Origin of the sequence: Mycobacterium sp. 48b (genome assembly GCF_048282725.1) — a bacterium.
GTDB lineage: Bacteria > Actinomycetota > Actinomycetes > Mycobacteriales > Mycobacteriaceae > Mycobacterium.
In genome coordinates, this window is record NZ_JBLVUL010000001.1 from 2032902 (window position 1) to 2058203 (window position 25302).

A 25302-nucleotide genomic window follows, 5' to 3' on the forward strand; every position below is an offset into this window, starting at 1 on the left:
TACACCGTTGTCTGCCGCCGGATATACGGTTGCAGGCATGGAACAGCCAGGGGAGTTGGTGGGGCGGGCGCTCGTCGTCGTCGTGGACGATCGCACTGCACACGGCGAGGAAGACCACAGCGGTCCGTTGGTCACGGAATTGTTGGGTGAGGCCGGGTTCGTCGTCGACGGTGTCGTGGTCGTGGCCGCCGACGAGGTCGAGATCCGCAACGCGTTGAACACCGCGGTGATCGGCGGCGTCGATCTGGTGGTGTCGGTCGGCGGGACGGGGGTGACACCGCGCGACGTGACGCCGGAGGCCACCCTCGACATCCTCGACCGGGAGCTGCTGGGCATCGCAGAGGCGCTGCGGGCATCGGGACTGTCGGCCGGCATCGTCGATGCGGGGTTGTCCCGCGGCCTGTGCGGTGTCTCGGGCAGCACGCTGGTGGTGAACATCGCCGGGTCGCGTGCTGCCGTTCGCGACGGCATGGCGACTCTCGGGCCACTGGCCGCTCAAGTGATAGGCCAGCTATCAAGTTTGGAAATCTGAACAAGAACGAAACGGCGGCCACCGGCCGCCGTTTCTTTTTCCAGGCGAATGTTAGGCAGAGTGATGGTGCTGGTTAAGAGCAGGTTAACGGTTGTTGCAGCGTCACCTACGATGAGATGTGATCTTCATCACAAAGGGAATTGACGATGCCTGAAGCGAACAAAATGTCCCCGCACGCAGTTAACAAGATTTTCGGTGAGGCGATCCCGGATATCGCTCCTGACGAACGTGACAGCGCTTCGCCGGAGGACGATGCCGACCGAGACCGGTGGTTGAGGAACAACATTCCGCCTCATCATCACTGAGAAGGTGAGCGGCTTGTGAGGGGCGGGAAACCTGTGGTCAACCCTGTGTTCTGGACCTCAGATCGTTATCGAGGCGAACGGCATCACAGCATTGCCGGGTGGGCCAAATCGCAGGGTCACGACGTAGTGCGCGACCTCTCAGCCAGTTTCCAGCAAATTTTGATCGATTGACCGTATGCACCGCCGGAGATATGTGCTTGCGTTGCCGCCCCGATGGGCTGCCGTTATGTTCCTCGTGTCAACGATGAGCATTACGTAAGAGCAACGTGTGGGGTTTCTAATCCGCATCACATGTAGGTCTTGCGCGGCGGTACGGTCTGCGGGGGCCGGGACGTCGACCACAAACGGCTGGCCCCTGGGGCCACCGGCGATATAGCTAGGGAGAACATGAAGGCATTCAGTCGGGTGCTGGTCGCGATGGTTGCAGCCATCGCGGCGCTTTTTACGAGCACGGGCACTTCACATGCGGGTCTGGACAATGAACTGAGCCTGGTTGATGGTCAGGACCGGACCCTGACCGTTCAGCAGTGGGACACCTTCCTCAACGGTGTGTTCCCCCTGGACCGCAACCGGTTGACCCGTGAGTGGTTCCATTCGGGCCGGGCCAAGTACGTGGTGGCGGGCCCGGGTGCCGACGACTTCGAGGGCACGCTGGAGCTGGGCTACCAGATCGGCTTCCCCTGGTCACTCGGTGTGGGTATCAACTTCTCCTACACCACCCCGAACATCCTGATCGACGATGGTGACATCACCGGCCCGCCCTTCGGCCTGGAGTCGGTCATCACCCCGAACCTGTTCCCGGGTGTGTCGATCAGCGCGGACCTGGGCAACGGCCCGGGTATCCAGGAAGTGGCGACCTTCTCGGTGGACGTCAAGGGTCCGGCCGGCGGTGTGGCGGTGTCCAACGCGCACGGCACCGTGACCGGTGCGGCCGGTGGTGTGCTGCTGCGTCCGTTCGCCCGGTTGATCGCCTCGACCGGTGACAGTGTCACCACCTACGGCGAGCCCTGGAATATGAACTGAGCACATGAACGTCACGTTCTAGGCCTCAAAAACGGCCCCTGGAGAAATCCAGGGGCCGTTTTCGTGTGCGGGGCCGCCTACTTGTCGCGGTCGGCGCTCGTGTACTTGGCGGTGTCAGGGCTGGGGCCGGTGCCGGGGCCGGTCACGTGCTTGCCGGTGTCACCGTTGGAGGCCAGCAGATCGCGGATCTCGGTGAGCAGGCTGAGCTCGGTGTCCTGGGCCTGTTCGACCTCGCCGCGCTCGCGCAGCTTCTTGTACGGCAGGACGATGACGAAGTAGATCACCGCGGCCACCAGGATGAAGTTGATGGCGGCGGACAGGACGGCGTTGAAGTCGATGAACGTCTCAGGATCGCCGCCCAGCGAGATCTTGAGGATGCCGTACTCCTTGCCCGGGCCTGCGCCGATCCGATCGATCAGTGGCTGGACCACCTTTTCGGTGAAGGCGGTGACCAAGCCGGTGAAGGCGGCGCCGATGACCACAGCAACCGCAAGATCGATGACGTTGCCGCGAGACAGAAACTCTTTGAAGCCCTTCAACATGCGGGGACCCTTCCTGCAGTGTGGTGTTTTCAATGCGACAAGCAAACAGTAACCGAGTTGGTCGAATGGCTGGGGGATTGTCGGTCAACATCTTCGTAAAGAACGAATTATGCTGTCCGGCACTGTTATTCAGTGTCAGTGGATCGTCAGCGTGACTGCCTGCACCAGGCTCGTGGCCGCTACCTCGTTCGCCGACCTGGCGGGAAGAGCCACCAGCGCGACACGGTCGGTGCCCACTCCGGCCCCGCGGGGCTTCTCCGAGACAAGTACCACCACCGCCTCCGAGGCCACCACGAGCGGCCGGGCCGGTTGTTCGCCGTCCTGATCGGCATTCACCGTCAGCACATCGACGACGTCACCGGGGCGGATCAGGTCGAGCAGCGCCGTGTCGCTCAGTTTCAGCGGCACGATCCGGGCATCCGGGCCTGCCGCCGATTCCGCCAGCCTCGACCCGAGCAGTCGGACGTCGGTGAGGACCTCGCCACGGCGGGCGGGTGCGGTCAGTGTCGCCCCGATCACGGGACCCACGTCACGCTGGGCGCCGTCGGGCAGGGTGGCCGTGCTGCGGCGTTCCAGTCGCACGTCAGCGGCGGTCAACGCGACGCCGGGGGACAGGTCGTGGACGGCGACCGCGATCTCGGTGTAATCGCCGTGCGGATCGGAGCGTAGGGCCGCGATTGCCGCCAGCACCACCAACCCGGCCGCGGCGACGCGGCGGGCGGCCACCGTGCGGGTCCAATCGGGCCGGGCAGCAGTCAACCGACGCCAGGCGGGCGGGTTGAGTGAATCGGCCATGGCGCCACGGTAGGCGCGCGACGGCCTGGTGAGAACGGCGTCTTCGCCGTCCTGTGGATAACCCCTGGGGCTAGCTCGAGGCGGCCGCGGCGGGGGTGCTGGAGCTGCTGGACGTCGAAGACGCAGCACTCGACGAAGAAGAACTCGACGACGACTCCGAGGACGTGCTCGACGAGCTGCTCTCCGAGCTCTTGGCCGACGAGCCGTTGGACGAGCTCTTGCCCGATTCGCGGTTGTCGGTGCGGTAGAAACCGCTGCCCTTGAACACCACTCCGACGGAGCCAAAGAGCTTGCGCAGCTTTCCGGAGCACTTGGGGCAGGTGGTCAGCGCATCGTCGCTGAAGGCCTGCACCGCATCGAACCGATTGCCGCACTCAGTGCACGCGTACGAATAGGTAGGCACGAAAACCCTCCGAGTTGGTCAAACTTGTTAGCACTCTACCGGCTCAAGTGCTAGAACCGCTACGTGGGCCATGTCATTCCCGCGGGCCGCCGGCGCCGGCGCACCGGAAGGTTAGCGGTACTGCTCGTGGTGGCGGTAATCGTGGCGGTATTGGCCGTGCTCGTGGTGGCCCGAATGCGAGAGGCCCGGCCCGAGGATGCGGCGGCCCCGCCTGCAGTTCCGCCGCCGAGCACCGGTCAGGCGCGGCAGCCGATGCCGCGCACGCGCCGGCTACGACCACGCCCGCACGCTGTTGTCGGGGCTGCCGGTCAAGGGCTGGGACCGTGACGCCGACTACGCCCGGTACCGCTTCGGCGAGGCGTGGAGCGACGACGTCAACGTCGAATTCGGGCACAACGGCTGCAACACTCGCGACGACATCCTGCGCCGCGACCTGGCCCAGCTGACTGTCCGCCCCGGAACCTGCTACGCCGCCACCGGTGTCCTGCACGACCCCTACACCGGCGTCGACATCGCCTTCACCCGTGGGCCCGAGACCTCCGGTGCGGTGCAGATCGACCACCTGGTGTCGTTGTCGGACGCCTGGTACAAGGGGGCGCGGGCCTGGGACCCGCAGCGGCGCAAGGACTTCGCGAACGATCCGCGAAACCTGATCGCGGTTGCCGCGCAACCCAACTTCGACAAGGCATTTCGCGACGCGGCCAGCTGGCTGCCGCCCGATGCCGCCTTCCGCTGCGCGTTCGTGGCCCGCCAGGTAGAGGTGAAAGCCGCCTACCAGCTGTGGGTGTCGGCCAAAGAGAAGCACGCCATGGCGGCGGTGCTGAACAACTGCTAGCCCGGCTGGTAACGCGGCACGATCATCACCGGCACCGGTGAGTGGCGCAGTATCTTGCCCGCGGCCGAGCCGAGGAACACCTGCGCAGTCGGGGCCGCCGCACCCGAGCCGAGCACCAGCATGTCCCCGGGATCCCACCCGATGCTCTGCACGGCGGCGTTCCAGTCGTGGCCTGCGCCGACGACCACGTCGACGTCAGGAACCGTCATCTGGTCACGAATGGTGTTGAGCTGCCTGGTGATCTCGGCAATGGTCCGTCGTGACCACTGCTGAACCACCAACTCCTCGGCCGAGGTTTCGATGGTGCCGGCGAACGCCGCGGTGTTGCGGACGGTGAACGACACGATGCGCAGCTTGGCCTTCCAATCCGCGGCCAGTTCGGCGGTCGCCGGAATGAGCCCGTTGACGTCGGCCTCTCCGCCGTAGGCCGCGGTGAGGCGGCGGATGGCGGCATCGGTCTGGGCGTACCCGCGCGGGGCGAACGCCACCGGAACCCGGGCGGTGTGCACCAGGCGCTCGGTGACGCTGCCCAGCGTGACCCGGCCGATCATCCCCGAAGAGGACGAGCCGACAGACACCACGGTCGCTCGATGGGCTTCCGCAAGCTCGATCAAACCGGTTGGTATCGAGGTGGATTCGTGTACCACGGGGGTGACGTCGAGGTCGATGGGCAGCACTGCGACGGCGCGTTGCAACGCCTGCGTGGCCTGCGCGCGGACGTACGCCAGATACTCGCCCTCGACCGGGTCGTCGCGTGGTGGCCAGGACCGCTCCACCACCGCCGCGGCGATCACCTGCTCACCGGTGGTGCGGGCGAGCTGGATGGCCAGATTCAGCGGTGCGCTGCTGTGCCGGCTCGCGCTGAATGCGGCCAGGATGGTCACGACGCGTGCTCCTGGGTGCGCACCCGCGACACCACGTGGGTCACCGGGATCTGATGGTCGGCGCGGGCCCGGTCGACGACGTCGAACCGGTGCCACACCGAATCCTCCGGCGGCAGCGTCGAAATCACGATCTGGTCGGGCCGGAACGTCTCGACGGCATGGGCAAGGGCCCGCAGCGGACGGTAGTCACCCAGCTCGCCGTCAGCCTGCAACTGCTCGGATCGCAGCGTGCTCAGGGTCTGATCGAGACGGCGTTGGGCCGCGCGCGTGGTGGCTTCCGAGATGTCGAGAGGACCGTGGGTGGCGGCCACGCCGGTGTCGATCGGGCTGGCGGGCACCACGACGTGATAGACGGCGTCGCGGTCGGCGCCGATGCGCCGGAGCTCGTCGAGCAGTTCATTGGACTCCACGGTCTCGTTGGCCAGCACCAACACCCGGTGCGGAGGCGCGGCGCCGGGGGTCGGGGCCACCCCGGCCACCTCGGGCCGGTGCCCGATGAACCAGCGGTTGGCCAGGAACAGCACGATCACCACGGCCCACGACAACAAGCTCATGGTCAGCGCTTTGCGGTTGTCGCCGCCCTGCACGAACATCTGCACCAGGATCGCGAAGATGCAGCCCGCGGTGAGGATCGACAAGACCGGGAACAGCCACATCTTCACCTTGAGCTTGTCGGCCGACGTCCGGTACCGCAGCACGATCTGCGAGATCGCGATCAACAGGTAGACGAACAGGATCACCGCGCCGCTGGAATCCAGCAGGAACTTGAAGATGAAGTCCGGCGAGAATGCCGAGGCGATCACCCCGAGGAAGCCGATCACCGACGACGCCAGGATCGCGGCGGCGGGCACCCCGCGTCTGGTCACCGAAACCAGCTGCGGTGGCGCCTCGCGGCGGGCGGCCAGCACGAACAGCATCCGCGACGCGGTGTACATGCCCGAGTTCAGACAGCTCAGCACCGCCGTCAGCACCACGGCATTCATGATGTGGTCGGCGTAGGGGATGCCGATCTCGGTGAAGGCCGACACGAACGGCGACGCGGCGACCTGCTCGCTGTTCCACGGCAGGATCGTGACGAGCAGGAACGCCGAGCCGACGAAGAACACCGCGATACGCAGGATCACGGAGTTCGCGGCCCTGGCCACGGCGCGCTCCGGATCGGCCGACTCGGCGGCCGCGATGGTGGCGATCTCGGCGCCGACCATCGAGAAGATCACCGTCACCACACCGACCGTGACCGCCATGGCGCCGAGCGGGAAGAATCCGCCGTTGGCCCACAGGTTCGAGAAATCCATGTCCTTGTGCGGCCACAGTCCGATGACATACAGCGAACCCAGACCGATGAACGCCAGGATCGCGGCCACCTTGATCCCGGCGAACCAGTACTCGAACTCGCCGAACGACGACACCGAGAACAGGTTGGTCGCCGTCATCGCGATCAACAGGATCAGGGCCGTCAGCCAGATCGGTACGTCTATCCAGTACTGAATGATCTTGGCGCCTGCGATGGCTTCGAAGCCGACCACGATCACCCAGAAGTACCAATACAGCCAGCCGACCGAGAAGCCCGCCCAGTTGCCCATCGCGTTGCGCGCGTAGTCGGCGAACGATCCGGTCGACGGATTGGCGACGGCCATCTCGGCCAGCATCCGCATCACCATGATGATGAGCACTCCGGCCAGGGCGTAGGTGATGAAGACTCCCGGGCCGGTCTTGCCGATCACCACGCCTGAGCCGACGAACAGTCCGGCGCCGATGACTCCGCCGATCGCGATCATCCGCAGTTGTCGTTGACTGAGCGCCTTTTTGAGTGCGGGTGTTTCACCCATGTGCGTACCGACTCCTCCGTGATATGTGACTCAGGTCACAAGCGGCCAGAAGTGAACGCTATGCCCGGTGACGTGTCGACGGAGCCGAAATCGGGCCGAAACTGTAGGAAACTCGGACACCTGACGATTCTGGACCAGCTCAGCGCGGCAACGTCACGATTCCGCCCGACGGCGTGAGTGCATGCGTCATTCGCACGTCGTGGGGATCGGCGGGGAGCTCGTCCACCAGCTCGTCGTCACGTACCACCGCGACCAGGCGCGCATCGGGTGCGGCGTAGATCAGGGTCCGGTCATAGAACCCGGCGCCCCGGCCCAGCCGGTTGCCGTGGCGGTCGACGGCCAGCGCCGGCACGAGGACCACCGCGGCATCGGCGATCCGTCCGGCGGGCAACCACGGCGGTGCGGGCTCGCGCAGGCCGAACTCGGCGGCCACCAACGTGCCGGGCTCGTACGTGCCCCACTGCATCGGCAATGCCCGGCCGTCCTCGTCGTTGCGGGCGACCGGAAGCAGCACGCGCACACCGAGTTCCGACAAGCCGTCCAACAGGGCCTGCGATCCCGGTTCCGAGCCCACCGGAACATAGGCGCACACTGTTTGCCCGCTGCGCACCAGAGTGGGCAGCCAGCGGCAAAGCGCCTGCGCCTCACGGTCGCGGCAATCGGCAGGTAAGGCCCGTCTTGCACGGAGAACGCCGGTTCGCAACTCGGTCTTCGTCGGCGGGGTCACGCCCTCCACCATTTCAGAACGGACGTTAGTGTGTGAACGATGAGCACGTCTCACAAGGCGCCTGAGGTGCCGATTCCCTACACGGCCGTGGTCCCGGCGGCCGGTCTGGGTACGCGATTCCTTCCGGCCACCAAGACGGTCCCCAAGGAATTGCTGCCGGTGGTCGACACCCCGGGCATCGAGCTGGTGGCGGCCGAGGCGGCCGAGGCCGGCGCCGAGCGACTGATCATCATCACCTCCGAGGGCAAAGACGGCGTCGTCGCGCACTTCGTCGAGGACCTGGTGCTGGAGGGCACGCTCGAGGCGCGCGGCAAGAAGACGATGCTGGAAAAGGTCCGGCGCGCGCCCGCGCTGATCAAGGTCGAGTCCGTGGTGCAGGCCGAGCCGCTGGGCCTCGGGCATGCCGTCAGCTGCGTCGAGGCCGCGCTGGCCCCCGACGAGGACGCGATCGCCGTCCTGCTGCCCGATGACCTGGTGCTGCCGACCGGCGTGCTGGAGACCATGTCCAAGGTGCGGGCCAAGCGCGGCGGTTCCGTGTTGTGCGCCATCGAGGTGCCCGGTGACGAGATCAGCGCATACGGCGTCTTCGACGTCGAGACCGTGCCCGACGCCGCCAACCCGAACGTGCTGCGGGTCAAGGGCATGGTGGAAAAGCCCAAGCCCGACGATGCGCCGTCCCCGTATGCGGCCGCAGGCCGCTACCTTCTGGACCGGGCGATCTTCGATGCGCTGCGTCGCGTTTCGCGCGGGGTGGGCGGGGAGATCCAGTTGACTGACGCCATCGCGCTGCTGATCGACGAGGGCCACCCGGTACACGTGGTTGTGCACCGCGGAGCCCGACACGACCTGGGAAATCCCGGCGGCTACCTGAAGGCTGCGGTTGACTTTGCGTTGGAACGTGACGACTACGGCCCCGACTTGCGGCGGTGGTTGGTCGAACGATTGGGTCTGACCGGACAGGAGGGCTAGCAACAAGCTGGCCCGCACGTCGGCCCGTAGATAGGAAGGCGTGTTGTGCGTTCGGTGGAGGAACAGCAGGCTCGGGTAGCCGCTGCCGCAGTGGCCCCCCGACCGGTGCGAGTGGCCATCGCCGAGTCACAGGGCCTGATGTGTGCCGAAGAGGTCGTCACAGAACGGCCGATGCCGGGATTCGATCAGGCCGCCATCGACGGCTATGCGGTGCGCAGTGTCGACGTGCTGTCCGTGGGTGACGGCGCAGGCGAGATCAGCCTGCCGGTGATGGGCTCGATCGAAGCCGGGGCGCGTACCCCGAGCCGGTTGCAGCCCCGGCAGGCCGCCCGGGTGCAGACCGGAGCGCCGATGCCGACGCTGGCCGACGCCGTGCTGCCGTTGCGGTGGACCGACGGCGGCGAGAGCCGGGTCCGGATCCTGCGCAGTGTGCGTTCGGGCGCCTATGTCCGGCGCACCGGTGACGACGTGCAACCCGGCGACGTCGCGGTGCGCGCCGGCACCATCATCGGCCCGGCCCAGGTGGGACTGCTGGCCGCCGTCGGGCGGGACCGGGTGCTGGTGCACCCGAGGCCGAGGCTGTCCGTGATGTGCGTGGGCGGCGAGCTCGTCGACGTATCCCGCAGCCCGGGCACCGGGCAGGTGTACGACGTGAACTCCTATGCGCTGGCCGCGGCGGGCCGGGATGCCGGTGCCGAGGTCAACCGCGTCGGCATCATCAGCACCGACGCACGGGAGCTGCGGGAAACCGTTGAGGGCCAAGTCAATCGCAACGAGATCGTGGTGATCGCAGGCGCCGTGGGCGGAGCCGCCGCCGAATCGGTGCGCACCGTGCTCGCCGAACTCGGCGAGATGGAGGTGGCCCGGATCGCCATGCACCCCGGATCGGTGCAGGGCTTCGGTCAGCTCGGCCGCGACCGCGTACCCGTGTTCCTGCTGCCGGCCAACCCGGTGAGCGCGCTGGTGGTGTTCGAGGTGATGGTCCGCCCGCTCATCCGGCTCTCGCTGGGGAAGCGCCAGCCGATGCGTCGCGTGGTCCAGGCCCGCACGCTGGCGCCGATCAGCTCGGTGGCCGGCCGCACGGGATATCTGCGCGGGCAGTTGATGCGCGATCAGGACACCGGCGAATACCTGGTGCAGGCCCTGGGCGGGGCGCCGGGAGCGTCCACCCACCTGCTGGCCACGCTGGCCGAGGCGAACTGTCTCGTGGTGATTCCGAGCGAGGTCGACGAGGTTCGGACCGGCGAAACCGTGGATGTCGCATTCCTGGCCCAGCGCGGCTGATAAGACTTCATTCGATGAATGACGGTGCGACGAATCGACTGCCCGGATGAGCCTGTTCCGGTCCAACGCTTTTCACCCGGGTTGGCCCGGTCCGATCGGACCGTTGCGGGTGCGGGCCGGTGTGGTGCGGCTACGTCCGGTGCGGCTGCGTGATGCCGCGGTGTGGAGCCGCATCCGGTTGGCCGACCAGGCCCACCTGGAGCCGTGGGAGCCGGTGAGCGGCGTGGATTGGCGTGTCCGCCATGCCGTTTCGTCGTGGCCTGCGATCTGCTCGGGCCTGCGCAGCGAGGCCCGGCGCGGGCGGATGCTGCCCTACGTGATCGAGCTCGACGGGCAGTTCGCCGGCCAGCTCACGATCGGCAATGTCACCCACGGCGCCTTGCGATCGGCGTGGATCGGCTACTGGGTGGCCAGCGACAAGACCGGCGGCGGGGTGGCGACCGGGGCGCTGGCACTGGGCCTGGACCACTGCTTCAACGGGGTGCAACTGCACCGGGTCGAGGCCACGGTGCGCCCGGAGAACGTCGCGAGCCGGGCCGTGCTGGCGCGGGTCGGCTTCCGCGAGGAGGGGCTGCTGCGCCGCTATCTCGAGGTGGACGGCGCCTGGCGGGACCACCTCCTGGTCGCCGTCACGCTGGAAGAGCTCAAACATTCGGCGAGCCAGGCCCTGGTTTCGGCCGGCCGGGCCAGTTGGTGCTGAATCGGCGCGGATCCGGGATGCGGCGCGCCGCGTCGAAACCGCGCCTGCGGTCGTGATTTCGCCGGATCCACAGCCCTGGAAGCAATCTCAGCGAAACCGGTCTCCCCAGCTGTTACCAATGTGACACATGTGACTGTTGGTGCTTGTATCGATCGAATTACAGGTGTGTAATTGTGTCGGCGCGCCATCCATGGATGCGCTGGTCACAGACCTAGCCTGAAGGGGAAAGGAGCAGGCGTCATGCCAAGCATCCCCCAGTCACTACTGTGGATTTCCCTAGTCGTTCTCTGGCTTTTCGTGTTGGTTCCGATGTTGATCAGCAAGCGCGACTCGGTGCGTCGTACCAGCGACGTCGCCCTGGCGACACGAGTGCTCAACAGCGGCCGGAACGCACAACGGTTACGACGCGGCCCCGCCGCCGGGCATCACAGCGATCCAGACTGGCAGCCCACCGCCGACCACCTCGACGAGGAACTCGACGAAGACCTCGAGGACGAGGCGCCCGCCGAGGTGCGGGTCACCGTGCAGCGCACCGTCGTGGTGGCCGCCGTGAGCGTCGAGAGCCCCGAACCCGACTACCTCGACGTCGACATCGTCGACGAGGATTCCGGCGCGCTGCCGGTCGGTGCGATGGCCGAAGCCGCCGGGGCCGCTGCGGAGTCCGAGGACGTGGCAGAACCCGAGCTCGAGCTGGAGTTCGAGACCGAGCCCGAAGCTGAGGCCGAACCCGAACCCGTCGCTGAAGCGGAGCCCGAGCCGGTCGCTGTCGTCGAGGAGCCCGTCGAGGAGTTCGAGTCCGCCGAGGCCGAGGCCCAAACCGAGCGGATCCCAGTCGATCTCGAGGAGACCGAGGAGACCGAGGAGCCTGCGGGGGACGAGGATCCGGAGGATCTCGCCGACGACGAGTACGAGTACGTCGCCGACACGTCGGGCCTGGAACCCGAGGCCGAGGACGAGCCTGCGGACGAGGAAGCGGCCGACGCGCCCGTCGCATCCTTGAGCGCGACCCGGCAGCGCCGGTTCGAGTCCAAGAAGGCCGCGGAGATCAGTGCCCGCAAGTTCCGGTTCCGCAAGCGCGTGCTCGCGATGCTGGCCGCCACGCTGCTGTTCTCGGCGGGTGCTGCCTTGCTGGTGACGCCGTCGGCCTGGTGGGTGTGTGGCGGGGCAGGAACATTGACCGTGCTGTACCTGGCCTACCTGCGTCGTCAGACGCGGATCGAGGAGCAGCTGCGGCGTCGTCGTGCACAACGGATGGCACGGTCGCGGCTGGGCGTGGAGAACACCGACGACCACAAGCTCGACGTCGTCCCCGCGCGGCTGCGCAGGCCCGGTGCGGTCGTCCTGGACATCGACGACGAGGATCCCATCTTCGAGCACCTGGCGTATGCCTCGTACGGCTCGATGTCCCGCGAATACGATCTACCGCGGGCTTCCGGGCAGTAGGCCGGCCGGTTTCCGGTTCCGGGCCGACGGCTGGTAGCCTTTCGTTCCGGTATCAGGGGCTATAGCGCAGTTGGTAGCGCGTCTCGTTCGCATCGAGAAGGTCAGGGGTTCGATTCCCCTTAGCTCCACTCTCAAATGGCAGGTCAGGCAACTGATCTGCCATTTCTGTTATCTGAGCGCCGGTACGGACCGCTGGCGATGGCTCCCTATGGCGACTGCTGCAGCCACCAACGGACGTATTCCGGAAGAGCGTATGACCTGAGTTCGGGGATGCAGCACAGTCCAGGTGATACGTGGAATTGATTGACGACGTGGGAGCTATGGTCATACGCTTCGGTTAAATACGTCCATTGAGGTCCGACGCAGAGCCTCACGAAAGGCGGGAAATGCCGATGAACGTGAACAGTGTCGCCCCCAACGTCTTCGAAGCTGGACTCCCGACGCTCACCTACGGCCTCGCTGCAACTCCGCACGACATCCTCGAAGATGTCCGACTGGCGCAATCGCGCGCGCCGATCGCCATCGGGCCGCTGGGCCCGGAGATCCTTTCCTATGAACTGGCTCGCGACATTTTGCGCGACAACAGATTCCGCCTCCCGCCCGGTATCACCCTGGCTGCGCAGGGCATCACATCGGGCCCGTTGTTCGACAAGATGATGAGCAGCCTCCTGGGCCTGGACGGGCCACCACATGTTCGGTTGCGCAAGTTGGTTTCCAAGGCCTTCACGCCCCGCGCGACATCACGTCTCCAGAGCACCATCCACGAGGTGGTGAACGGGCTGATCGACCGGGTGGTGGACGCCGGGCGGTGCGATGTCGTGACCGACATCGCGCGTCCTTACCCCACCCCGATCATGTGCGCGCTGCTCGGTGCGCCTCGCGAGGATTGGCAACTGTTCGCGGACTGGACGGAGGAGGTCTTCAAAGCCCTCAACTTTCAGCCGGACGCCAACTTCGATGAGTCGTCGATCATGCGCGCATGGGGCGAACTCGACGCATACGTCGACGGCATGGTCGCCGCCCGCCGAGGCAATCTGACCGATGACCTCCTGTCGGAGCTCATTCGCGCTGAAAGCGACGGCGACAGGTTGAATCTCGACGAACTCCGCATGCTGGTTGCCGGCTTCTTGATGGCGGGAACGGATACGACGCGAAACCAATTGGCGGCGTCGGTCCAGGTGCTCTGCGAGCATCCAGACCAATGGGCGAAGCTGCGCGATCATCCGGAGCTTGCGATGCAGGCGGTCGAGGAGACCATGCGCCACTCGCCCGCGGCCTGCATCGTGCCGCGAGCCGCCGTCGACGATGTCGAGTTCGGTGGCTACCTGTTCCCGGCAGGCACCTTTGTACTCGCGAACACCTTTGCAGCCAACCGAGATCCAGCGATCTATGACGAGGCTGACCGTTTCGACATCACGCGCAAGGACGTTCCCGCAATTCTGACGTTCGGCGGTGGCGCGCACTACTGCCTCGGGGCGAACCTCGCACGTCGGGAACTGGCGGAAGCGCTCACCGTCCTCACCCGCCGCCTTCCTGCCCCGCAGGTCGTCGGTCCGGCCCCGTGGAAATCCCTGCTCGGAATGACCGGTCCGACAACTCTTCCGGTTGAGTTCACCAGTGAAAGCCTCGTGACGGCGGATGCGTAGTCGTGGCTGGGCGGGTTCGACGCCCGCATCGGACGAGGAAGCTATTTCGCGCATCCTGACTGCGGTAGATGAGGAGATCGCCGAGCGCGGGGCGGCGATTCGCCTTGCCGACGTGGCCCGCAGGCTCGGAGTCACCCGCCAGACGGTGTACCGCTACTTTCCCAATGCCGACGCGCTGCTCATCGCCAGCGCCATGCGTGCTGTCAACGGATTCATCGACCAGCTCGCAGATCACGTCGGCGGGCTCAACGACCCGGTCACTGCGCTGGTCGAAAGCGTTGCATTCGGAGTCGAAGGCCTCTCCGGTGACCCACAGCTGGAGAGATTACTGACCCAGCGAGACGACGGCGAAGCCGTCGTCTCGCTGACCTCCGACACGGCACTGGCGTTCTGCTTGTCCGTCTTTCATCGCCTCGATGTCGATTGGCAGCTTCACGGTTTTGACGCAGCCGCTCTCCGTGAGCTTGCCGAGATGACTTTGCGCACGGTGCAATCCATGCTCACTGATCCTGGACAAGTGCCGCGCAAGGGAGTCGCATTGCGTCGCTTCGTTGCTCGATGGCTGGGCCCGGCAATCCTCTATCCGAGGTTGGCGACACTGTCGATTCCTGGACAAGAGCGCTAACTCCGGACGCGTGCCCTCAGGTCGATCGGAAGGTCGTCGGCCGGCATCGGCCCGGTGCCCCAGGTCAGCTGAGGGCAATAGTCGTCTGGGACGCTCCACTCGAACCGGCGCAGCATCTGATGCATGGTGGTCTTGACCGTCATATCGGCGAACTGCTGGCCGATGCACTTGTGTGCTCCGCCGCCGAACGGAGCGAACACATAGCGGCTCACCGCGGCGCGGGACTCGGTGTTGTGCACGAACCGTTCCGGATTGAACGTGTCCGGATCTGGCCACCAGTCGGAAAGCCGCATGGAGGCATAGACATTGATGGCCACCTGGGTCTTGCGTGGGATGAAGTGCCCGAGGATCTCGGTGTCACGGATGGTTTGGCGGAACAGCGCGCCTGCAGGCGCGTACATCCGCAGGATCTCCTTGAAGGCGGCGTCGAGCAGCGGGTAGGCGTCCAGGTCCAGAACGGTGGGTGCGTCGTTGGGCAGGCTGAGCGCTTCATCGCGGAGCGCGTCCTGCCAGTTGCGGTTTCGGCCCAGCTCGTAGGTGAGCATCGACAGCGCGATGGCGGTGGTGTCGTGTGCGGCCATCAGCAGGAAGATCATGTGGTTCACGATGTCGGCTGCGGTGAATCGGGCACCGTCCTCGTCCTCGCTGCGGCACAACATCGAGAACAGGTCGATGCCGTCGCCACGCTGACGATCGGGAACCTGGTCGGCGAAGTAACGCTCGAGCCGTTCGCGGGCGCGTAACCCCTTGGCCCACACACCGCCTGGTACATCCGCCCGCAGTAGGGCCTGACCGCCGCGGACGGTGGCGCCGAAGTCCTCCGACAGTTGGTCGGATTCGGGGCCGAGGTGGGTGCCGACGAATACCTCCGCGGCTTGTTCGAGCAGCAGATGCTTGATGGACGGGTAGAACGGAAAACGCCGTGACGAAGGCCAATTGCGGAGGGTGCGATCGACACTCGGTCGCATCAGGTCCAGGTAACCGTCCAATGCGCTGCGGGTGAATGCCTGCTGAATGATGCGGCGGTGGTCACGATGTTCCTCGAAGTCGAGCAACATCATTCCGCGGTGAAAGAACGGTCCGATGACCGGTGCCCAACCGCGGGTGCTGGAGAACACCTTGTCCCGGTTGACCCACGCGGTTTCCAAGGCGTCGGGGCCCATGAGGCCGACGACGCGGAAACCGACGCCGCCGGCCCAGGAAACCGGTCCGTAGCGCTCGTAGCGGTCCCGGGCGAAAGCGAGGGGATCGGCCAGCGAGCTCAACACGTGGCCGAGGAACGGGAAGCCGTAGTTGCCCATCACGGGCTTGAGATTCGACCCTGGTGGTGGCGTGGCCAGAGGGCGCTCGCCGCTCGGGAATCTGGAGGTGACGGCCGCACCCAAGGTTTGGAGACGGTGCTTGTTGACCGGTGAGGAGAGACAGCTGGCCAAGATCGTCATCGGTTGATTCGGTTCAGGTAGTCGCGGCGACGGTCCGCGTCGAAATGCCCCGGTGGCTCGTTTCGGGTGGCGAGTCGTTTGAACAGTTGCATCACCGGCTCGGGCGTGGCCTCCTCCAGCAACCCGAACGGCGACAACCATTTCGGGACGGTGACTTCGCGTCCGGGGCTTCGTGCACTGTCGGCGATGACGGTTCCGATCTGCTCGGGTTGTCGGGTGGGAAGAAGATCGAGCGTGACTCCTGCTGTCAAGTCGGTGTGGACTGCCGTAGGCATGACCGTAGTGACGGTGACGTCGGTGTGGGCGATTTCGGCGCGGACGGCCCGCGACAATGCCGCCACCGCATACTTCGTCGCGCAGTAGACCGACATTCCAGGAGTCGTCACCTTGGCTGCCATCGATGCGACATTCACGATGTGGCCGTGATCGCGCTCGAGCATGCCGGGAAGGAATTCGTGCATGCCGTTGACGACGCCGGTCAGATTGACCGCGATCTCGCGGTGGTAGGCGAGCAGGTCCTGTTCGACGAACGGACCCATGTGCTGGATGCCGGCGTTGTTCACCAACATCGCCACCGGTCCGTCAGCACGGGCAGCGCTGTGAAACGCCGCCACACTCGCAGCGTCCGTGACGTCGAGATGAGTGGCGTTGGCCCCGATCTCATTTGCAGTGCGGGTGGCTGCGTCGGCGTCGACGTCACCTATCAAGACCCTCGCGCCCCGCTCGACCAGAGCCACCGCGGTGGCGCGACCGATGCCGCGCGCGCCCCCGGTGACGCATGCGACGGCTCCGGCGAGATCGATCATCGACTGGCGCTTTCGTCCGTGAAGTCTCGCAATGCGAAATACGCGATGAGCCGGATTTCGCCGCTGTGCATTTTCAGCAGAGCCCGCCCGAGATAGAGGCCGGGCAGCAGCTCCACGATTTCGTCGCGGGTCCGTTTGATCGGGAACGTGCGAACGCTCGGGTTTCGAAACTCCGCCGGGCTGTAGTCCAGTGCCCGCACTTTGATGTACGGCGGGATCGCGGCGGTGTCGATGCGGTGAGTGAATTCGAACCCCACCATCTCGGATCCGGCCCGGCGCAGGCCGCGATAGAGGGGTGCGATGACACGCATCGCGTACTTGGCCAGCGGGGCGAGACGGTTGAAGCCGGTGTCGGTGTCGAAGGTCTTTCCGCGCCAGGTCGGGTCGATCTTCAACAGCGGATTGGCCAGATAGGCCTCGGGGATGCCGAATAGGTTGCCGACGATCAGCCCTTCCAGCGCCCCGTGGGGTCCTTCGGGTGTCTGCCCGCGTTCGAAAAGTGTGGCGAGCTGGTCGCGGCGCCCGGTCTTGCCGAGGTCCTGGAGGTAGTCCCAGCCCTGGCGGGCTGCCAGGGCAGGTGAGGTCAGCGATAACTCGCGCAAATCGCACAACACCGACCCGTTGGTGGTGTCCGGTGTGCGGCTGGTGTCATGCGCTCTTGTTTCTGCGGTGGCCATGTGCGCCTCTCTCGAATATCTGGTACGGAATCGTGCCTAATATCTGGTACTGAACCGTGCCAGAATGTGGGAGTGGTGTCAACGACCAATCGCGCCTATGGCGGCCAATCGGCTGACGTTCGCCGCCGGCAACGGCGCGGGCGGCTGGTGGATGCAGCGATGGACCTGATGGCGCGCAACGAGTGGCGGGGCGTGACAGTCGAGAAGATCTGTGCCGCAGCCAGTCTCAACAAGCGGTACTTCTACGAGAGCTTCACCGATATCGACGGCTTGTCGGCTGCGGTCGTCGACGACATCGCCGACGAGGTACGCAGCGCCACGGTGGCCGCCGCGGACGCGGCCGCGGAGCAGCCACTGGAGGTCCAGGCCATGGCGAGCGTGACGGCCGCGGTACGGACACTCGTGGACGACCCGCGTCGCGCCCGTGTCCTACTCGGGGGTGTCGCGGCGTCGCCCGAACTCGATGCGCACCGCACGACGGTCATGCGCCGGCTCACCGACGTGCTCATTGACCACGGCCGCACCGTGCACGGCGTCGAGCTTGAGGCAGATCCGTTGGCGAAGGTGGCACCGGCATTCATCGTCGGCGGGACGGCCGACGCCATCCTGGAATACGTCAACGCCGGCGTCGACCTGTCCCTCGACGATTTCATCGCCCAACTCGCCACGCTCTGGCTGATCACAGGCAATGGCGCCGCGCAGGTGGCCCGTGCCCGGATTCCCCCGGCGTAGTGCCCGACGGGATCACTTGACGTGCTTGTCGAACCATTCGATCGGAACCTCCGGGTGCACTCCGAAGTAGTTGTAACCGTCGAATCGACGGTCGGTTCCGGTGATCCAATGCAGGGCCTTCTCCTCGACGGGGATGGCGTCGAAGATGTCCTGTACGTCCTGCGGTCGCGTCATGACGTCGTCGTGAACCTGGGCCACCAGCGTCGGCACCGTCACGGCCTTCACGTGCTCCAGAGGTGACTGCTCGGACAGGTGGAACCCGGTGCGTTCGTGGACGGCCTTGTCGAACTTGGCGTAGCCGTCCTCCATCCCGATGCCCTTGACGAACTCCTCGACGATGTAGTTGCCGGACACGGGTTGCAGCATGACCATGGCTTGAATCTCGGAGAACTCTTCGGGGTGCTTCGACCACGCGACGGCGGTGGAATCCGCACCAAGGCACACCGACAGCAGCATCTTCTTCATGCCCTTCGTATCGGGCCTGGCTGCGGCGTAGCGCAACGATCCGATTACATCGCGGTACTCGGTCAACCCGATACCAGCGATGCCGCCGTTGCCCTGCCCGCTCATCCCATGGTTGCGGATGTCGTAGGCCAGGACGTTGTAGCCCGCGTCGTGCAGGGCCTTGTACTCCGGCAAGAAGCTCACCTCGAAACCGCCCAGGCCGCTGAACTCGGGTAGGTGACCCGGGTAGCCGTACCGATTTCCGGGCAGGAAGTGGTTGTGGATGATCAGCCGGTCCGAATCCGCAGGGATGAACCAGCCCTCAAGCGGCACACCATCCATCGACGGAAACGTCACGTCTTCGTACTGCAGGCCCACCTCGTCGGGGCGGCGCAACACGGGTGCGCGACGGCCCGCCGTCGTACCTGTGGTCCACAACTCGACGAATCCGTCGAATGCTTCCTGTGCGGCGTTGTCGGTCATCTCACTGCCCTCTCTCTGTTAGATGAATCTGGCGATATGCCGACGCTACGAGCTTGCTGTTGGGGTAGGGGAGACCCCGCTTATAGGGGGTACCGGCAACCCCTGCCTACGGGCGCGGTCTTTCCCTACTGTGAGGGCATGGACATCGCGAAGGACATCAGGGAGTTTCTGATGACCCGTCGCGCGAAGATCACCCCGGAGCAGGTCGGGTTGGCCCCTGGCGTGCGACGCCGGGTGCCTGGCCTGCGGCGCGAGGAGGCCGCGCAGCTGGCCGGCGTGAGCACCGAGTACTACACGCAGATCGAGCGCGGCAACGTCGCCGGTGTCTCTGACGAGGTGCTGCAGGCGATCAGCAGGGCTTTGCGGCTCTCCGACGACGAGACGGTTCACTTCTTCGACCTCGTGCGAGCCGGGGCCGGCACGCGCACATCGACGCGGAACAAGCGCGCGGCGGTCAAGAAGCTGCCCGAGGGCGTTCAGGCCTTGATGGATGGTATGGCCGGTTCCCCGGCGATCGTTCTCGACGGGAACCTCGACATCCTGGCCGCGAACCCACTGGGGCGACTGCTGTACTCACCCCTGTACGACAGGGCGCTCGGGCGGCCCAACTTTGCCAGGTTCATCTTCTTCGATTCTGCTGCTGCACAGGTGTTTCCAGAATGGGAGCGCACTGCCGACGAAGCGGTCGGCCTGCTGCAGGCCGAGGCAGCCCGGGATCCACACTCCGCGGCCATCACGCAGATCGTCGGGGAGCTCGCCACCCAGAGCGTCGAGTTCCGCACCCGCTGGGCCGCCCACAATGTGACCGCCCACCGGCATGGCGTCAAGAAATTCGGACACCCTGAGTTCGGTGATCTCACGCTCACCTACAACGTTTTCGAATTAGCGGCGGCACCGGGGTTATCCCTCGTCGGTTACACCGCGGAACCGAATTCACCGTCCGCACAGGCGCTGAGCATCATGGCCAGTTGGAGTGCGTCTAGCCCTACGCGAAAGTGACATCGGTGAGTTCCTCCGACACCGTCCATAGCCGGGACGCGGCATCGTTGTCGCGCAGCGGTTTCCAGAGTTTCTGTTCTCCGGGAGGCCCGCCGACGTGCCCCGGCCACTGCGGGCCGTAGAACGCGCCGTCCATGGCGTGGGCCGACGCCGCGGCCATGAGCGCAGGCAGTTGGGCGCTGTCCACGGTCCCCACGATCAGACCTCGGGCTGAGAACCAGCGGATGAGGCGCACGCCGACGGTGTCGTTGGCCCGTCCGACTTCGGGCCGTGCCGCCAGCAGGCTGGTGGGAGCGACGCCGGGGTGTGAGACATTGCTGGTGATGCCCCACCCCGCGGCCAGGCTGCGACGGCTGAGCTCAAGTCCGAACAGCCCGAGCGCGATCTTGGACTGCCGGTAGGCGGCCATGCCGTCGTAGCTGTGTGCCCAGTTCAGGTCGTTCCAGTTGATGGCGCCGGTGCGGGCGGCGACGCTGGTCTGAGACGTCACCCGTGCGCGACCGGCCTTGAGTAGGGGCAGCAGATGGGCGGTGAGCGCAAAGTGGCCGAGGTGGTTCGTGCCGAACTGCAGCTCGAATTCGTCAGCGGTGGTCTGCCGGTCAGGCGGGGTCATCACCCCGGCGTTGTTGACGAGTACGTGGATCGGTGCGCCCTCGGCGCACAGTTTCTGACCGAGCGCTGCCACCGAAGCCAGCGAGGACAGGTCGAGCACTTCCAGCGTCAGCTTCGCGTGCGGATGCTGTTTGCGGATCTTGGCGACGGCTGCCTCGCCCTTGCGCGGGTTTCGGACCGGCATGACCACGTCGGCGCCTGCGCCGGCGAGCCTTGCCGCGATCCCCAGGCCGATGCCGTCGCTCGCGCCGGTCACCACCGCACGCTTACCGGACAGGTCCTCGATCGTGATGTCATAGTCGGTTGGCATGTGCTCGAGATTGCCCACCGGGCCCAGCCGTATCCACGGTCTGACGATCCGTGGCTGAGCGGTCCGGTCCGGGAGAAAATGGCCGACATGATCGATCGAGCCGGGCTGGCGGAATTCCTCGTTCGCCGTCGCGGGGCCCTACAGCCCGAGGACGTCGGGCTTCCGCGCGGGCAACGCCGCCGAACGAGCGGGCTGCGTCGCGAGGAAGTCGCCGCGCTGTGCCACATGTCGGCCGACTACTACTCGCGCCTGGAGCGCGAACGCGGCCCGCAGCCCTCGGAGCAGATGATCGCCTCGATCGCACAAGGGCTGCATTTGTCTCTCGACGAGCGTGACCACCTGTTCCGTCTTGCCGGACATCAACCGCCGGTGCGTGGGTCGAGCAGTGACCACATCAGCCCCGGGATGCTGCGAATCTTCGACAGGCTCACCGACACCCCGGCTGAGATCGTCACCGAGTTGGGGGAGACCCTGCGCCAGACTCCGCTCGGCGTCGCCCTTGCCGGCGACCTCTGCCGGTACACCGGGCCGTCTCGCAGCATCGGGTATCGCTGGTTCACCGATCCGGCGGTGCGTGACATCTACCCACCCGAAGACCACGGGTTCTACTCGCGGATGTACGTTTCCGGCCTTCGGGGAGTGCTGGCGCTGCGAGGCCCGGGTTCCAAGGCCGCCCGATTCGCCGACCTTCTCACCGCCGAGAGCGAGGAGTTCAGAATCCTGTGGGACCAGCACGAGGTCGGCATCAGGCCGCGGGAGATCAAGCGCTATCAGCACTCTGAGGTCGGGAATCTGGAACTCAACTGCCAGATCCTGCTGGACCCCGACCAGTCCCATTCGCTCCTGGTCTACACCGCCGCACCGGGCAGCGAGAGCTACGAGAAACTGCAGTTGCTCTCGGTGATCGGTGCGGCATCGGTGTGATTCGTCCACATGGTCGAATAGTCGACCGGGCCTGGTTAGGATGGGCGCGTGGAGGATCAGCCCGCGGGCTCCAGTCGGGTGGCGCGCCGTCGTGACCGACGCAAGGCCGAGATCGTCAAGACGGCCACCGGGATCCTGACCGAATCCGGCTACCAGGGCATGAGCCTGGAGGATGTCGCCGAGCAGACCGACATCGCCAAGGCCACCCTCTACCACTACTTTTCGTCCAAGGACGCGCTGGTTGCCGCCGCGCTGGAGACCCTGACCCAGGAAGTTCTGCAGCGGCTCGGCGCCCGTGAGGACGCCATCGGCGATGTCGGCGCCCGCGAGCATCTGGCGGCCCTGATCGATGAGCAGATCCGCATCCTCACCGAGACCGCCCCCGAGGTGGCCGCGGTGTTCACCTGGCCGCGGGGCTGGCCGGAGGTTTTCGACGAGCCGATGAAGGACATGCGGCGCCGCCACGACGCGGTGTTCCGCCGGGTCGTGGAACACGGTGTGGCCGGCGGTGAATTCACCTGTCCCGACGTCAATGTCGCCTTGCAGTGCCTGCACGGCGTCCTGAACCAGTCTTCAGTGTGGATCGGTCCGGGGATGCACGACGACGACCGTGCGGAGCTGCGTGCCGCGATCGTCGACCGTGCCCTGTGCCTTTTCTACTGAGCCGACGGGAAACGCGGCGCACGCTTTTCCCGCAGGGCGGTGTAGCCCTCGACCACGTCCGGTCCGAGGAAGGTCAGCATCTCGTAGGCCGCGGACTGGTCGAAGATCGGGCCGGCATTGCGTAACCAGTTGTTGAGGGCCCGCTTGGTCAGCCGGATGGCCTGTTGGGCGCCGGTGGCCAGATTGTCGGCGATCCGCAGCGCCTCGTCGAGAACCTGCTCCCGCGGAAGGGCTTTGGCGACCATGCCGATCCGCTCGGCCTCGATGCCGCCGATCATCTCGCCGGTCATCAGGTAGTACTTCGCCTTCGCCGTCCCGGCCAGCAGCGGCCAGATGATGGCGGCATGGTCGCCGGCGGCCACACCGAGCTTGACGTGCCCGTCGCCGATCCGGGCGTCTTCGGCGATGATCGCGACGTCGGCCAGCAGGGCGGCCACCACGCCGGCACCGACGGCGACCCCGTTGATCGCGGACACGATCGGCTTGTCGCAGTTGATCATGTTGTAGACCAGATCGCTCATCTCGCCGAGCATGTGTGACACCCGGTCGTAGTCGCCGGCCATCCGCTCGACCATGGCCAGGTCGCCGCCCGCGCTGAAGGCCTTGCCGGCGCCGGTGATCACCGCGACCCGGGTCTGCGGATCGGCCGCCACGTCTTTCCAGATGTTGGCCAACTCGGTGTGCATGCCCTCATCGGCGGCGTTGTATTTCTCCGGTCGGTTCAGCGTGATCAGCAGGACGCCGTTGTCGCGGCGGGTCACCGTCAACTGTTGGTAGTCAGAGAAATCCATGGGTGGCTGTCCTCCTGTGTGCATGCACGGCTTCCACGTGCTCTGTTCAACCGAAGTTACGGTTTTTCGACCAGATAAGTCAATTCTCGACCGTACGGTTGATTTTCTGCCCCGAGCGGCCGATAGTGGCACCAGCGTCAACACCACCGCAGATCGGGAGGTCGGGCAATGCGTTTCGACAACAAAGTCGCCGTCGTCACGGGTGCGGCATCGGGGATCGGCCGAGCCATCGCGGTGGCGCTGGCTCAGGCCGGGGCCACCGTCGCTGCGGTCGACCGCGACGAAGGGGGTCTCGTCGAGACGGTCCGGCTCTGCTCGGACGCCACCGCGCATGTGGTTGATCTGGGCGACCCGGCGGCGGTGGGCACACTGCGCGACGACGTCGTCGCCGTGCACGGCCCGCCCGCCGTGATCGTCAACGCCGCGGGTTTCGACCGGGTCGAGCCGTTCATGTCCAACGACGACACGCTGTGGCAGGGGCTGGTCGCGGTGAACTTTCTCGGACCCGTTCGGCTCACCCATGCCTTCCTCGAAATCATCCTCGCCGAGGGAGGCACGGCAAAGATCGTCAACATTGCCAGTGATGCAGGCCGGGTGGGCAGTCTGGGGGAGACGGTGTACGCCGGCACGAAGGGTGGGTTGATCGCCTTCACCAAGTCTCTCGCGCGCGAGATGGCCCGTCATCAGATCACCGTCAACTGTGTTTGCCCTGGACCGACGGACACCCCGCTGTTCCATTCGCTTCCGGACAAGGTTCGGGACGGGCTGATCCGGGCCATCCCGTTCCGTCGGCTCGCCAAACCGGAGGAGGTCGCCAAGGCTGTGCTCTTCTTCGCCTCCGACGATGCCAGCTTCATTACTGGCCAAGTCCTCAGTGTCAGTGGAGGCTTGACGATGGCCGGTTGATGGCCGTTTGGTGGACAACAGGCGGCCACCCCACGCTTGGTCGACGCCAGTTCGCAATGGCATACTTGCTCAGCCCCTGGGCTCAACCCAGCCGATTCGGTTAGCCTCGGGGAGCAGATTGGCCAGTTGGGGGATTGCTATGGCAAACGATCTGAGAGTGGACCCGGGGGCGCTGCGGGCGGGGGCCACTAGCAGCGAGATGATCGCTGCCGAATTGGGGGTGTCGCGTGCCCGTCCCGATGCCGGGGGCTACCCGAGTAGTACCGGGGTCTCGGCGATGGACGACGCGGTGAGCACCGCGCGAACCTGCCAGGCGGGGCGCGTCAGCGCGCAGGCGGGGCACCTGTCTGCCGCCGCGCTGCAATACGCCGCGGCTGATGAACAACCCGCCGGGGGCCTGGCGGAGTTGATGTGAATGATCTGCCCGTCGCGGGTCAGTCTGGTGAAGCACTGACCCGTTCTCAGTTAGAAGCCTGGGACACAACGTATCTCGCAGATGCCGCCGCGCGCTGGCGCCAGTTGGCCGCCGAGTCGGAAGAACTGTTCGAGTGGCACCGTCAGAACGTTCACGCGCCGGGTGGGGCGGAGTGGTCCGGTACCGCGGGCGAGGTCGCGGGTGAGCAGGTCAGTGCCGACGCTGTCGTGGTCCGCAAGCAGGGGGACATCCAGCGGGAAGCCTCGGAAATAGCCGAGAACGGCTGCCGGGACATCCGGCTGGCCGTGGGGCAGGTGCTGGAGGCGATCGCGGCCGCCGAGGAGGAGGGCTTCCGGGTGTCGGAGGACCTCAAGGTCCGCGACAGCCGCCGCATCGACGTGTCCACCATGGCTGTGCGCTACACGGCGTCCCGGGAGCATGCCGAGGACATCCGATGGCACTGCGAGCGCCTCATGCAGGCCGAGATCTATCTGGGGCAGCGGCTCGAGGGCAAGGCCCTCGAGCTCGCCGCCATCCAATTCCCCTTGTGACCGAA

General features: G+C 66.0%; 28 protein-coding genes and 1 tRNA gene. 17 read left to right on the forward strand and 12 right to left on the reverse strand.

Annotation, left to right across the window (positions count from 1 at the left end):
• Window positions 1–37: 37 nt before the first annotated feature.
• Window positions 38–532 (forward strand): MogA/MoaB family molybdenum cofactor biosynthesis protein, encoded by a 495-nt coding sequence (locus ACNQR1_RS09715; protein WP_003885700.1) that lies wholly within the window; start codon window positions 38–40, stop codon window positions 530–532.
• Between the two features lie 692 nt (window positions 533–1224).
• Complete coding sequence (locus tag ACNQR1_RS09720) at window positions 1225–1860, forward strand: MspA family porin (RefSeq protein ID WP_418045581.1); 636 nt, start codon at window positions 1225–1227, stop codon at window positions 1858–1860.
• Window positions 1861–1937: 77 nt separating this feature from the next.
• On the opposite strand, the gene mscL is transcribed toward ACNQR1_RS09720, so the two are convergent.
• From mscL to ACNQR1_RS09735, 3 genes are all read right to left on the reverse strand, one after another.
• Complete coding sequence (gene mscL, locus ACNQR1_RS09725; RefSeq protein WP_418045583.1) at window positions 1938–2402, reverse strand: large-conductance mechanosensitive channel protein MscL; 465 nt, start codon at window positions 2400–2402, stop codon at window positions 1938–1940.
• A 135-nt stretch (window positions 2403–2537) separates the two neighbouring features.
• Window positions 2538–3197, reverse strand: coding sequence for an SAF domain-containing protein (locus tag ACNQR1_RS09730; RefSeq protein ID WP_418045585.1), 660 nt, complete (start codon window positions 3195–3197; stop codon window positions 2538–2540).
• 70 nt (window positions 3198–3267) lie between these two features.
• Window positions 3268–3600 (reverse strand): FmdB family zinc ribbon protein, encoded by a 333-nt coding sequence (locus ACNQR1_RS09735; RefSeq protein WP_418045587.1) that lies wholly within the window; start codon window positions 3598–3600, stop codon window positions 3268–3270.
• Between the two features lie 196 nt (window positions 3601–3796).
• On the opposite strand from ACNQR1_RS09735, the gene ACNQR1_RS09740 reads away from it, so the two are divergent.
• Window positions 3797–4435: an HNH endonuclease family protein gene (locus ACNQR1_RS09740; RefSeq protein ID WP_418045589.1), complete on the forward strand. Its 639-nt coding sequence runs from the start codon at window positions 3797–3799 to the stop codon at window positions 4433–4435.
• Here ACNQR1_RS09740 and ACNQR1_RS09745 read toward each other — a convergent pair.
• The 3 genes from ACNQR1_RS09745 to ACNQR1_RS09755 all read right to left on the reverse strand — a co-directional run bounded on the left by ACNQR1_RS09745 (window position 4432) and on the right by ACNQR1_RS09755 (window position 7887).
• On the reverse strand, window positions 4432–5319 hold the full coding sequence (locus ACNQR1_RS09745) for a universal stress protein (protein ID WP_418045591.1): 888 nt from the start codon (window positions 5317–5319) through the stop codon (window positions 4432–4434). The genes ACNQR1_RS09740 and ACNQR1_RS09745 overlap by 4 nt on opposite strands.
• A complete protein-coding gene (locus ACNQR1_RS09750; protein WP_418045593.1) occupies window positions 5316–7148 on the reverse strand; it encodes an amino acid permease in 1833 nt (610 codons plus the stop codon). Before ACNQR1_RS09750 ends, ACNQR1_RS09745 begins: the two co-directional genes overlap by 4 nt.
• Window positions 7149–7287: 139 nt before the next feature.
• A complete protein-coding gene (locus ACNQR1_RS09755; protein ID WP_418045595.1) occupies window positions 7288–7887 on the reverse strand; it encodes a 5-formyltetrahydrofolate cyclo-ligase in 600 nt (199 codons plus the stop codon).
• A gap of 27 nt (window positions 7888–7914) precedes the next feature.
• Here ACNQR1_RS09755 and ACNQR1_RS09760 point away from each other — a divergent pair, with 27 nt between their 5' ends.
• The 7 genes from ACNQR1_RS09760 to ACNQR1_RS09790 all read left to right on the forward strand — a co-directional run bounded on the left by ACNQR1_RS09760 (window position 7915) and on the right by ACNQR1_RS09790 (window position 14542).
• Window positions 7915–8844, forward strand: a complete 930-nt coding sequence (locus ACNQR1_RS09760) for a UTP--glucose-1-phosphate uridylyltransferase (RefSeq protein ID WP_418045597.1) — start codon at window positions 7915–7917, stop codon at window positions 8842–8844.
• 45 nt (window positions 8845–8889) lie between these two features.
• Window positions 8890–10128, forward strand: a complete 1239-nt coding sequence (gene glp, locus ACNQR1_RS09765; protein ID WP_418045599.1) for a gephyrin-like molybdotransferase Glp — start codon at window positions 8890–8892, stop codon at window positions 10126–10128.
• 46 nt (window positions 10129–10174) lie between these two features.
• Complete coding sequence (locus ACNQR1_RS09770) at window positions 10175–10828, forward strand: GNAT family N-acetyltransferase (RefSeq protein ID WP_418045601.1); 654 nt, start codon at window positions 10175–10177, stop codon at window positions 10826–10828.
• A gap of 240 nt (window positions 10829–11068) precedes the next feature.
• Window positions 11069–12271: a gephyrin-like molybdotransferase receptor GlpR gene (glpR, locus tag ACNQR1_RS09775; RefSeq protein ID WP_418045603.1), complete on the forward strand. Its 1203-nt coding sequence runs from the start codon at window positions 11069–11071 to the stop codon at window positions 12269–12271.
• A 55-nt stretch (window positions 12272–12326) separates the two neighbouring features.
• Window positions 12327–12399: transfer RNA gene (locus ACNQR1_RS09780), tRNA-Ala, on the forward strand.
• A 264-nt stretch (window positions 12400–12663) separates the two neighbouring features.
• Window positions 12664–13917 (forward strand): cytochrome P450, encoded by a 1254-nt coding sequence (locus ACNQR1_RS09785; RefSeq protein ID WP_418045605.1) that lies wholly within the window; start codon window positions 12664–12666, stop codon window positions 13915–13917.
• Window positions 13910–14542, forward strand: coding sequence for a TetR/AcrR family transcriptional regulator (locus ACNQR1_RS09790; RefSeq protein ID WP_418045607.1), 633 nt, complete (start codon window positions 13910–13912; stop codon window positions 14540–14542). Before ACNQR1_RS09785 ends, ACNQR1_RS09790 begins: the two co-directional genes overlap by 8 nt.
• Here the strand turns inward: ACNQR1_RS09790 and ACNQR1_RS09795 are convergent.
• From ACNQR1_RS09795 to ACNQR1_RS09805, 3 genes are read right to left on the reverse strand one after another with little or no spacing between them, the layout of a single operon-like run.
• Window positions 14539–15984, reverse strand: coding sequence for a cytochrome P450 (locus ACNQR1_RS09795; protein WP_418045609.1), 1446 nt, complete (start codon window positions 15982–15984; stop codon window positions 14539–14541). The two genes, ACNQR1_RS09790 and ACNQR1_RS09795, sit on opposite strands and share 4 nt — an antisense overlap.
• Entirely contained in the window at window positions 15981–16790 is an 810-nt protein-coding gene (locus tag ACNQR1_RS09800; RefSeq protein ID WP_418045611.1) for an SDR family NAD(P)-dependent oxidoreductase, read from the reverse strand. The genes ACNQR1_RS09795 and ACNQR1_RS09800 overlap by 4 nt, the downstream gene beginning before the upstream one ends.
• A complete protein-coding gene (locus ACNQR1_RS09805) occupies window positions 16787–17467 on the reverse strand; it encodes a hypothetical protein (RefSeq protein WP_418045613.1) in 681 nt (226 codons plus the stop codon). The genes ACNQR1_RS09800 and ACNQR1_RS09805 overlap by 4 nt, the downstream gene beginning before the upstream one ends.
• A 72-nt stretch (window positions 17468–17539) precedes the next feature.
• On the opposite strand from ACNQR1_RS09805, the gene ACNQR1_RS09810 reads away from it, so the two are divergent.
• Window positions 17540–18199 (forward strand): TetR/AcrR family transcriptional regulator, encoded by a 660-nt coding sequence (locus ACNQR1_RS09810; RefSeq protein WP_418045615.1) that lies wholly within the window; start codon window positions 17540–17542, stop codon window positions 18197–18199.
• 12 nt (window positions 18200–18211) lie between these two features.
• On the opposite strand, the gene ACNQR1_RS09815 is transcribed toward ACNQR1_RS09810, so the two are convergent.
• A complete protein-coding gene (locus tag ACNQR1_RS09815) occupies window positions 18212–19126 on the reverse strand; it encodes an alpha/beta hydrolase family protein (RefSeq protein WP_418045617.1) in 915 nt (304 codons plus the stop codon).
• A gap of 138 nt (window positions 19127–19264) precedes the next feature.
• On the opposite strand from ACNQR1_RS09815, the gene ACNQR1_RS09820 reads away from it, so the two are divergent.
• Window positions 19265–20125, forward strand: a complete 861-nt coding sequence (locus ACNQR1_RS09820; RefSeq protein WP_418045619.1) for a helix-turn-helix domain-containing protein — start codon at window positions 19265–19267, stop codon at window positions 20123–20125.
• Here ACNQR1_RS09820 and ACNQR1_RS09825 read toward each other — a convergent pair.
• Window positions 20112–21047 (reverse strand): SDR family oxidoreductase, encoded by a 936-nt coding sequence (locus tag ACNQR1_RS09825; protein ID WP_418045621.1) that lies wholly within the window; start codon window positions 21045–21047, stop codon window positions 20112–20114. The genes ACNQR1_RS09820 and ACNQR1_RS09825 overlap by 14 nt on opposite strands.
• Before the next feature lie 87 nt (window positions 21048–21134).
• Between ACNQR1_RS09825 and ACNQR1_RS09830 the strand changes: the two genes are divergently transcribed.
• Window positions 21135–21971 carry a helix-turn-helix transcriptional regulator gene (locus ACNQR1_RS09830; RefSeq protein ID WP_418045623.1) on the forward strand — a complete coding sequence of 279 codons (837 nt, stop codon included), beginning with the start codon at window positions 21135–21137 and terminating at the stop codon, window positions 21969–21971.
• A gap of 48 nt (window positions 21972–22019) precedes the next feature.
• Window positions 22020–22634 carry a TetR/AcrR family transcriptional regulator gene (locus ACNQR1_RS09835; RefSeq protein WP_418045625.1) on the forward strand — a complete coding sequence of 205 codons (615 nt, stop codon included), beginning with the start codon at window positions 22020–22022 and terminating at the stop codon, window positions 22632–22634.
• Here ACNQR1_RS09835 and ACNQR1_RS09840 read toward each other — a convergent pair.
• Complete coding sequence (locus tag ACNQR1_RS09840; protein WP_418045627.1) at window positions 22628–23425, reverse strand: enoyl-CoA hydratase/isomerase family protein; 798 nt, start codon at window positions 23423–23425, stop codon at window positions 22628–22630. The two genes, ACNQR1_RS09835 and ACNQR1_RS09840, sit on opposite strands and share 7 nt — an antisense overlap.
• Window positions 23426–23593: 168 nt before the next feature.
• Between ACNQR1_RS09840 and ACNQR1_RS09845 the strand changes: the two genes are divergently transcribed.
• From ACNQR1_RS09845 to ACNQR1_RS09855, 3 genes are all read left to right on the forward strand, one after another.
• Complete coding sequence (locus ACNQR1_RS09845; protein WP_418045629.1) at window positions 23594–24331, forward strand: SDR family NAD(P)-dependent oxidoreductase; 738 nt, start codon at window positions 23594–23596, stop codon at window positions 24329–24331.
• Window positions 24332–24470: 139 nt separating this feature from the next.
• Window positions 24471–24746 (forward strand): hypothetical protein, encoded by a 276-nt coding sequence (locus tag ACNQR1_RS09850; RefSeq protein ID WP_418045631.1) that lies wholly within the window; start codon window positions 24471–24473, stop codon window positions 24744–24746.
• Complete coding sequence (locus tag ACNQR1_RS09855; protein ID WP_418045633.1) at window positions 24743–25297, forward strand: hypothetical protein; 555 nt, start codon at window positions 24743–24745, stop codon at window positions 25295–25297. The genes ACNQR1_RS09850 and ACNQR1_RS09855 overlap by 4 nt, the downstream gene beginning before the upstream one ends.
• Window positions 25298–25302 lie beyond the last annotated feature (5 nt).

Coding starts and splice junctions, on each gene's coding strand:
- ACNQR1_RS09740 (WP_418045589.1), top strand. CDS start 3,797: ATGCGGCGGCCCCGCCTGCAGTTCCGCCGCCGAGCACCGGTCAGGCGC.
- ACNQR1_RS09785 (WP_418045605.1), top strand. CDS start 12,664: ATGAACGTGAACAGTGTCGCCCCCAACGTCTTCGAAGCTGGACTCCCG.
- ACNQR1_RS09760 (WP_418045597.1), top strand. CDS start 7,915: ATGAGCACGTCTCACAAGGCGCCTGAGGTGCCGATTCCCTACACGGCC.
- ACNQR1_RS09805 (WP_418045613.1), bottom strand. CDS start 17,467: ATGGCCACCGCAGAAACAAGAGCGCATGACACCAGCCGCACACCGGAC.
- ACNQR1_RS09755 (WP_418045595.1), bottom strand. CDS start 7,887: ATGGTGGAGGGCGTGACCCCGCCGACGAAGACCGAGTTGCGAACCGGC.
- glpR (WP_418045603.1), top strand. CDS start 11,069: ATGCCAAGCATCCCCCAGTCACTACTGTGGATTTCCCTAGTCGTTCTC.
- ACNQR1_RS09840 (WP_418045627.1), bottom strand. CDS start 23,425: ATGGATTTCTCTGACTACCAACAGTTGACGGTGACCCGCCGCGACAAC.
- ACNQR1_RS09790 (WP_418045607.1), top strand. CDS start 13,910: ATGCGTAGTCGTGGCTGGGCGGGTTCGACGCCCGCATCGGACGAGGAA.
- ACNQR1_RS09815 (WP_418045617.1), bottom strand. CDS start 19,126: ATGACCGACAACGCCGCACAGGAAGCATTCGACGGATTCGTCGAGTTG.
- ACNQR1_RS09720 (WP_418045581.1), top strand. CDS start 1,225: ATGAAGGCATTCAGTCGGGTGCTGGTCGCGATGGTTGCAGCCATCGCG.
- ACNQR1_RS09770 (WP_418045601.1), top strand. CDS start 10,175: ATGAGCCTGTTCCGGTCCAACGCTTTTCACCCGGGTTGGCCCGGTCCG.
- mscL (WP_418045583.1), bottom strand. CDS start 2,402: ATGTTGAAGGGCTTCAAAGAGTTTCTGTCTCGCGGCAACGTCATCGAT.
- ACNQR1_RS09800 (WP_418045611.1), bottom strand. CDS start 16,790: ATGATCGATCTCGCCGGAGCCGTCGCATGCGTCACCGGGGGCGCGCGC.
- ACNQR1_RS09845 (WP_418045629.1), top strand. CDS start 23,594: ATGCGTTTCGACAACAAAGTCGCCGTCGTCACGGGTGCGGCATCGGGG.
- ACNQR1_RS09730 (WP_418045585.1), bottom strand. CDS start 3,197: ATGGCCGATTCACTCAACCCGCCCGCCTGGCGTCGGTTGACTGCTGCC.
- ACNQR1_RS09825 (WP_418045621.1), bottom strand. CDS start 21,047: ATGCCAACCGACTATGACATCACGATCGAGGACCTGTCCGGTAAGCGT.
- ACNQR1_RS09750 (WP_418045593.1), bottom strand. CDS start 7,148: ATGGGTGAAACACCCGCACTCAAAAAGGCGCTCAGTCAACGACAACTG.
- ACNQR1_RS09715 (WP_003885700.1), top strand. CDS start 38: ATGGAACAGCCAGGGGAGTTGGTGGGGCGGGCGCTCGTCGTCGTCGTG.
- ACNQR1_RS09795 (WP_418045609.1), bottom strand. CDS start 15,984: ATGACGATCTTGGCCAGCTGTCTCTCCTCACCGGTCAACAAGCACCGT.
- ACNQR1_RS09820 (WP_418045619.1), top strand. CDS start 19,265: ATGGACATCGCGAAGGACATCAGGGAGTTTCTGATGACCCGTCGCGCG.
- ACNQR1_RS09850 (WP_418045631.1), top strand. CDS start 24,471: ATGGCAAACGATCTGAGAGTGGACCCGGGGGCGCTGCGGGCGGGGGCC.
- ACNQR1_RS09830 (WP_418045623.1), top strand. CDS start 21,135: ATGATCGATCGAGCCGGGCTGGCGGAATTCCTCGTTCGCCGTCGCGGG.